General features: G+C 35.3%; 1 protein-coding gene. It reads left to right on the top strand.

The features are described from left to right. Positions 1 to 138 precede the first annotated feature (138 nt). Positions 139 to 1,599, top strand: coding sequence for an IS1182 family transposase (locus CH76_RS13190; protein WP_036147306.1), 1,461 nt, complete (start codon positions 139 to 141; stop codon positions 1,597 to 1,599). Positions 1,600 to 1,710: the final 111 nt, after the last annotated feature.

The raw sequence follows: 1,710 nt of genomic DNA, 5'->3' as shown, positions 1-1,710 counted from the left end.
GGAGGGCACTGAAAAAGTCCAGTAAATGAATAAAAGCGATTGGGCGAACGGATTTCCGTTTGCCCAATCGCTTTTTACTATTCGTTGAATTTCTTTTCCATAGTATAATGAACGTAACTAATAAGAGGTGGTGCGACTATGATTTCTAAACAAGAAACATTAAATTTAAGTCCGTATATGGCGTTGTACGATTTAATCATCCCAAAAGACAATATGCTTCGCCAAATCAATGAACTCGTGGATTTCTCATTCATTCTAGATGAACTTAAATCTAAATATTGTTTAGATAATGGTCGTAATGCAATTTCACCCATTCGTATGTTCAAGTATTTACTATTAAAAGCGATTTATGACTTATCAGATGCCGATCTTGTCGAACGCTCTAAATATGATATGTCGTTTAAGTATTTTTTAGAAATGGCACCGGAAGAGGATGTCATTGATTCAAGTTCCCTGACAAAATTTCGTCGACTTCGCTTACAGGATATGAATTTATTAGATTTACTTATTAAGAAAACGGTAGAAATTGCGTTAGACAAAGGGCTAATTACGAGTAAAATGGTCATCGTTGATGCCACTCATACAAAGGCTCGTTATAATCAAAAATCACCGAAAGAATTTTTACAAGAAAAATCAAAAAATGTACGCAAAGCGGTCTATCAATTGGATGAAGAAATGGTTGGAAAATTTCCAACAAAGCCTACATCAAATGAAATCGAAGAAGAATTAGAATACTGTCGTCAAGTCGTCGAAATGGTGGAAACACAAACAAAGGTTGCACAAATCCCAGCTGTAAAAGAAAAAGTAAATGTTTTAAAAGAAGTCATTGATGATTACGAGAACCAATTGAGTTACTCAAATGATCCAGATGCACGAGTTGGACACAAGTCAGCTGACTCGGCTTTCTTTGGTTTCAAAACACATATTGCGATGAGTGACGAACGAATTATTACAGCGGCCGTTGTGACGACGGGTGAAAAAAGTGACGGGCAGTATCTTCAAGAATTACTTAAAAAAAGTAAAAAGGCCGGCATGGAAATTGAAACCGTTCTTGGTGACGCAGCTTATTCTGGAAAAGACAACTTACAATATGCAAGATCAGAAGAAATTCAATTGATATCAAAATTAAACACAACGATTACCAACGGTAATGGACAACGAAAAATTGAATTCGATTACAATAAAGATGCCGGAATGTTCGTTTGTCCAGCTGGACACATGGCAATTCGAAAAGCTCAAACGGGAAAGAAAAATGGAAATAAAAATCAGAAAGCTACCTATTATTTCGATATTAAAAAATGTAAGGTTTGTCCGATGCGTGAAGGGTGTTATAAAGACGGAGCAAAAAATAAAACCTATAATGTGACGATTAAATCACTAGAACATGATGAACAAGCTTCTTTTCAAGAAACTGAAGAATTTAAACAACTTGCGAAAAACCGTTACAAAATCGAAGCGAAAAATAGCGAGTTAAAAAATCCGCATGGCTACAAAACGGCCAAATCAGCGGGTTTATTTGGCATGGAAATACAAGGTGCCACAACAATCTTCGCCGTTAATCTTAAGCGGATACTAACGTTATTAAACGAAAAAGAGTAAGTAATAGATAAAGAAATAAGGTACTTTCCATTCGAAAACGAATAGAAAGTACCTTATTTTTGTCTGAAAAACTAAATTGTCATAAAAAACGTAAGTTTTTCAGTGCCCTCT

Source organism: Lysinibacillus sp. BF-4 (assembly GCF_000743635.1).
Classification (GTDB): domain Bacteria; phylum Bacillota; class Bacilli; order Bacillales_A; family Planococcaceae; genus Metalysinibacillus; species Metalysinibacillus saudimassiliensis.
The sequence above is the reverse complement of the archived record's forward strand: the minus strand, read 5'-3'. Positions and strand labels throughout refer to the sequence as shown.

Bases quoted from the DNA above. Each gene is read 5' to 3' on its own strand.
- CH76_RS13190 (WP_036147306.1), top strand. From the start codon at position 139: ATGATTTCTAAACAAGAAACATTAAATTTAAGTCCGTATATGGCGTTG.